Annotated in this window: 7 protein-coding genes; all 7 read left to right on the forward strand. The window is 64.3% G+C overall.

Annotated features, from left to right (window positions below; all coding sequences use genetic code 11):
- A partial coding sequence (locus tag AHiyo1_RS00555; protein ID WP_059387263.1) for a hypothetical protein occupies positions 1–500 on the forward strand: 500 nt, incomplete at its 5' end.
- Positions 493–1,974: a terminase large subunit domain-containing protein gene (locus AHiyo1_RS00560; protein ID WP_216363110.1), complete on the forward strand. Its 1,482-nt coding sequence runs from the start codon at positions 493–495 to the stop codon at positions 1,972–1,974. The genes AHiyo1_RS00555 and AHiyo1_RS00560, both read left to right, overlap by 8 nt.
- Positions 1,975–2,397: 423 nt before the next feature.
- Complete coding sequence (locus AHiyo1_RS00570; RefSeq protein WP_059387266.1) at positions 2,398–3,141, forward strand: hypothetical protein; 744 nt, start codon at positions 2,398–2,400, stop codon at positions 3,139–3,141.
- 31 nt (positions 3,142–3,172) lie between these two features.
- The gene (locus AHiyo1_RS00575; RefSeq protein WP_059387267.1) at positions 3,173–3,406 is read left to right on the forward strand and encodes a hypothetical protein; all 234 of its coding nucleotides are present in this window, start codon (positions 3,173–3,175) and stop codon (positions 3,404–3,406) included.
- A 4-nt stretch (positions 3,407–3,410) separates the two neighbouring features.
- Positions 3,411–3,749: an HK97 gp10 family phage protein gene (locus AHiyo1_RS00580; protein ID WP_059387268.1), complete on the forward strand. Its 339-nt coding sequence runs from the start codon at positions 3,411–3,413 to the stop codon at positions 3,747–3,749.
- Entirely contained in the window at positions 3,746–4,852 is a 1,107-nt protein-coding gene (locus AHiyo1_RS00585; RefSeq protein ID WP_059387269.1) for a hypothetical protein, read from the forward strand. The genes AHiyo1_RS00580 and AHiyo1_RS00585 overlap by 4 nt, the downstream gene beginning before the upstream one ends.
- The coding region (locus AHiyo1_RS00590) for a hypothetical protein (RefSeq protein ID WP_216363111.1) at positions 4,813–5,155 on the forward strand (343 nt) is incomplete at its 3' end. The genes AHiyo1_RS00585 and AHiyo1_RS00590, both read left to right, overlap by 40 nt.

The following is a 5,155-nucleotide window of genomic DNA, read 5'->3' on the forward strand; positions in this document are numbered from 1 at the left end:
CTGAGCGTAGGGGCTCCGCTGGGTGGGTGCCGGAGTTCGAGGGGCAGCGGCCGCCGTTTGCTGAGGGCAACGAGTTGGCAGTCAAGCATGGGGCGAAGTCGCCCCGGAAGGTGGATCCGATCGCCCAGGCGCTGGTGTCTGAGCTGTTGGCTGACGCTTCCCTGGACTATCTGCGGGCGCCCCGCTACGCGGCGGCAGTGCAGGCGTGGGCTAAGGCTGAGGCGAAGTCAGCATTGATCACCGAGTGGGTGGATTCGATGCCGATCGAGATGGCTGCGGAGTCGAAGCAGGGGCAGACGTCACCGCTTGAGCTTCTGCGGAAGTGGGAGACGACGGCGCAGAACCACCGTTCGCGGCTGGGGCTTGATCCGTTGTCGGCGGCTCGACTTGGCAAGGATGTGGCTCAGGCCCGCCAGGCTGACACTGCGGTTGCGTTGACCCGTATGCGTGAGGAACACGAGCGGTCGATGCGGGGTGAGGTCATTGACGACGGTGAGTGACTTCAGCCCGGCGACGGATCCGGGGGCGTTTGCGGTGGAGGTGTTGGGACGCCCGTTGTGGCCTCACCAGTTGGAGGTTGCCCGGTCCAAGGCCCGTTACCGGGTGATTTGCGCCGGCCGTCAGGTGGGCAAGTCGACGACTCTGTCCACGGTGGCCTTGTTTGAGGCTGCGACACGCCGGAACATCACGGTGTTGCTGGTGTCCGCGGGTGAGGTGGCGTCCCGGCGCCTGTTGGAGGAGTGCCAGGCGCTCGCGCACGGTTCGCCTCTGTTGGGCGGCTCGGTGCTGGACGATTCGAAGTCGCTTCTGACGCTGTCGAACGGCTCCCGGATCATTAGCGTCCCGGCGTCTTCTCGGCAGATCCGTGGCTGGCCAGTGGATGTGCTGATCCTTGATGAGGCCGGGTTCATTGATACGGAGATTTGGCGGGCCGCTGAGCCTGCGATCATTGCCCGGCCCGGTTCGCGGGTGATTCTGGTGTCCACTCCGTGGGGTGACAGTACCCATTTCTTCCGGGCCTTGTGGCAGCGCGGCATGGACGCTCCCGACGAGCAGGTTGAGTCGTGGCATTGGCCCTCTTCGGTGTCGCCTTTGGTGGATGAGGTGTTGCTGGAACAGATCCGGCAGCGCGAGTCGTCGGACTATTTCCGGCGGGAGTTCCTGGCGGAGTGGACTGACGCGGCAGGGGCGTACTTCACCGAGGCGGAGATCATGGACGCCGTCGCGGATTACGCGACGTGCCCGCCGGCTGATTTGGAACGCTGGCTCGACCGCCCGTATGTGGCGGCTGGCGGCGTGGACTGGGGTTACGCGCAGGACGCGAACGCTCTGACGCTAGTGTCCGTCCTTGAGGACTACGGCATGAACCGGGACACGCTGGGGAATGATCTGGCGTTGTTCATACCCTGGTTTGAGGTGCGGCATAACTGGCCTTACAGCCAATTCATCGACCGGATTGTCGAAACGGCGGGCCGGTACTACATACGCGTGTTGGCGTCGGAGACGAATGGCGTTGGCCAGTACCCGACCGAGGATCTGCGGAAGCGCTCGCACGAGGCTGGCAGGGATTGTCTCGTGTCCTCGGTGGTCACTGATGTTCGGCGGAAGCAGTCGGGATTCAGCATGATCAAGGGCCTATTGCAGCGGAAACGCTTGGTATTGCCGCGGGATCCGGAGCTGTTGAAGCAGTTGCGCGCTTTGGAGTTTGAGCAGTTGCCGACCGGGAATTTGCGTATCGCGGTTCCCGACCGGGCCGGCCATGACGATCTTGCCATGAGTTTCATGCAGGCTGTGTCGTGCATCGAGCTCCGAGGGGCCGTTCGGGTGGGTGAGCCGTCCCAGTATCGCGGTGATCCTGATGAGTTGGTGAGGACGAAGAACGGCCTGGTCTTGCCGCGGATGCCCCGTCCGGTTGCTTTCCATGATTCGGCGGTTCGAGTCCCGCGTGGCCTTGAGAAGGGTGATGCGTGGTGAGCGGCGGAATCTCCCGGCGGGATCGTCTTGGGCAGCGCGAGGAGCCGCCATCTCTGGATGAACTGTTGCGGGGCCCGATCGCATTGGGTGTGCTGCGGTCACTGATGCGGGACCAGGAGCGGCAGATGAGGGAGAACGGCGCCGGTGTTGCCGTGTGGGCGCTGCCCGTCTACAAGGCGCTACAGGAGCGTCAGGGGCGGATCTGGACCGAGCCGCCGTCGCGTCCGTTATCGGACCCCGTCTTGCCAAGGTGGAGTCAACCAATTGGGTTGGTGTCATGGATGCGGCGACCCGGACCGGACGAAGCGAACGGCAGGTACGTCGCCTTGCATCGTCCGGCCGGGTCATCGCGAAACGCATAGGCCACCGGAGCTGGTTGGTTGACATCGACTCATTGGAAAACGTCCTAAGGAATCAGGCAGCATGAGCACCACAGACACCGACCCCGAGCGGATCATCGCCGACGCGGAGCAGGAAGCGAAAGAGGCAGAAAGCCTCGTCCACACTCTCGAAGAGGCCGTGAAGTCCGGCGATGAGAGCGTGACGTTCGAGCAGGTTGAGAAGGCCCGCGGACTGCTCTCGTTCGTCCGTCTCCGCAAGGAAGCAGCAACCCGCAAGGCCGCCGCGGCCAAGGAAGCGGCCCGGCTTGACGCATGCGAAGCCCTGAAAGCTGACATCGTCGCCCACGCCCAGGGAGACGGCAAGGCCTTCAGCAAGCATCTGCGGACGGCCGTTGATGCTCTCGGCGCTTTCCATGACGCCGTCGAAGAACGAAATGCCCGGATCCGCGAGTACCGCGACCGCGCCATCGCTCTCGGGATCCCGGAGCACAAGCACACGGGACCCACGCCGCCCACCCATGGCGGCGTGAGGCTTGCCGCCGGCGGTAGTGCCGGTTTGCATGCTGGTGTGGTCGTTGGCCGCCGCCGGGTGGAGTCATTCGACGCCGACGTGTGGATCAGCCGTGCACTTGATCTGCTGGTGCGGGACGGCAAGCTCAAGATCCTTGACCACATCGACGCGGGGCGGATCTCTTCGGTGACATCGAACGTATCGACGCAGAAGCCCCCGAGAGTTCCGCCAGGTACTTCTATCGCGGCCCGGGAGGCTCCGTGTTCCGCAAGGACGACCCGTTCACCGACGAAGAGATCCAGCGCAACAACTTGAGAGTGATCACCAAGGCCGAGGCGGACGCCGAATGAGCCAGCAGAAGACCCTCGCAGATCTCCAGTCCATGACCACGGAACAGATCGTGGAAGCCCACAGCGCGGGCGTCCTGGACGATCTGCTGCGGGGCGGCACCCCGGAGACGGTCGCGGCCCGGAAACAGCAGGAGCGTACCAGGCAGGCCGAAGCCATAAGCGACGCCGAAGCTGCCCGGATTGACGGCGCTAACGAACCAGGCGCCCGCAACTACGGCGGGAAGGTCTGAGGTCATGGGCAGTGCCGGTTTTGAGGCCATGATCGATGACGTCGTGGCCCGTGTTGAAGAAGCAGTCCCGGCTGCGGCGTTCAAGGCTATGGAACACGTCCGGGAGGTTGCAGTAAGCCGGGCCCCGATAGAGACCGGGAACCTGCGCGGCAGCGCCTCGACTGAACTCACACCCGAGGGAGCCAAGGTCACATTCCCCGGCCCGTATGCCAGGCGGCAGGAATTTGAACTCAGTTACCGGCATGAGCAGGGCCAAGCCCTGTACCTGACATCCACGGTCATCTCGGAGGAGCAGAAGGTCCTGGAGATCGTTGACGAAGAGTTGCGGAAGGCCATGGAATGACGGACACAACGACCACAGGGTCTATTGACGCGAAGCTCGGCATCGACCTTGACGCTTTCAAGCGGGGCGCGGCCCAAGTCAAGGCCGAAGCCCGCGAGCTCGGCGCCATGGACCCGACGATCAAGGTTGACGCCAACGTTTCCGAGGCCGTCACGAAGCTGGACTCCGTCCGTGTCGCGGAGCAGCGTGTCGAGACCGCAACCAGGCAGGCCGCCAACACGGCCTCCACCGCGTACATCGCGCACGAGCGGCTCACCGCCATCATGGAAAAGCGCGGCCGCACCGACCTGCAAGTGGCCGCCGCCACGGAAGCGTCGGCCCGGGCTGACCGGAACGCCGAAGCGTCCGAGATGCGTCTCCTCGCCGCTACGGAGGCCTTGAATCTGGCCAAAGCTGAGGGTGTCCGGAAGTCCCTTGAAGAGGCGTCGGCGAACGAGGTTGAAGCGAAGTCCGCTGCAAAGTCTTTCCAGGCGAACAATCAGCGCGTCTCGGGCCTGCAAGTCCTTATCGCCCTTGCTCCCGCACTCCTCGGCCCGGCGACAGCGATTGCTGCGTCAGCGGTGGGCCTTGGCGTCGCCTTCGGTGTGATGGGCGGCGCCGGCGTCGCCGCCATCTTGGGCATCAAGAAGGAAATGGCGGACGGCACGGCTGCCGGGGACCAGTACGCCGCTGGACTCGGCAACCTTAAGGCCAATTTCGCCGAACTCGGCAGCACCTCGGCGAACGCCATGCTGGGCTCCTTCAACACCCTCGTCGCCGACGTCAACGTCAAGATGCCGTTCCTGAACCAGCTCGTGGCCGAAGGGTCCGCGGAGCTTGGTCACATGGGCGGCACCGCTCTGCAAGGGGTGTTGGACGGCATGCAGCAGATGAATCCGCTCATCCAGGACGGGGCTGTCCAGCTGTCTAAGTTCGTGACCTGGTTGTTTTCCTTCAACGGGACCAACGGGTTCACGGAGTTCATCCAGTACGCGAGGGATAACCTGCCCGGCACCATGACCCTCATCGAGAACCTTGTCACCCTCGCGGGGCATATCCTGGCCGCGTACGCCCCGCTCGGCCCGTGGTCCTCGGCTTCCTCAACGGGCTCACCGGCCTGCTGAACGATCTGCCGCTGCCCGTGCTGGCAGGTCTGGTCACCACGGCCACCACGATCGCCCCGGCCTTCAACCTCGCCAAGACTGCCGTGAACACCTTCGGCGATACAGCCATCCTCTCGGCGCTCAAGGTGGACATGCTCGGGGTGTCCGTGAATCTTGCCGTCCCGGTGGTCGGCATCCTCACCGCGATCCTCGCCGGCGCCGCCATGGCCATGGCCACCAGTGCCGCAGGAACCGCGAACGCCTCGGCCGCCGTGCAGGACTACACGCAGGCCCTCAAAGACGACAATGAGGAACTTGGCAAGC

The organism is Arthrobacter sp. Hiyo1, assembly GCF_001263615.2.
GTDB lineage: Bacteria > Actinomycetota > Actinomycetes > Actinomycetales > Micrococcaceae > Arthrobacter.

Excerpts from the sequence above, each read along its gene's own strand:
- AHiyo1_RS00585 (WP_059387269.1), top strand. The coding sequence starts at position 3,746 with ATGACGGACACAACGACCACAGGGTCTATTGACGCGAAGCTCGGCATC.
- AHiyo1_RS00570 (WP_059387266.1), top strand. The coding sequence starts at position 2,398 with ATGAGCACCACAGACACCGACCCCGAGCGGATCATCGCCGACGCGGAG.
- AHiyo1_RS00580 (WP_059387268.1), top strand. The coding sequence starts at position 3,411 with ATGGGCAGTGCCGGTTTTGAGGCCATGATCGATGACGTCGTGGCCCGT.
- AHiyo1_RS00575 (WP_059387267.1), top strand. The coding sequence starts at position 3,173 with ATGAGCCAGCAGAAGACCCTCGCAGATCTCCAGTCCATGACCACGGAA.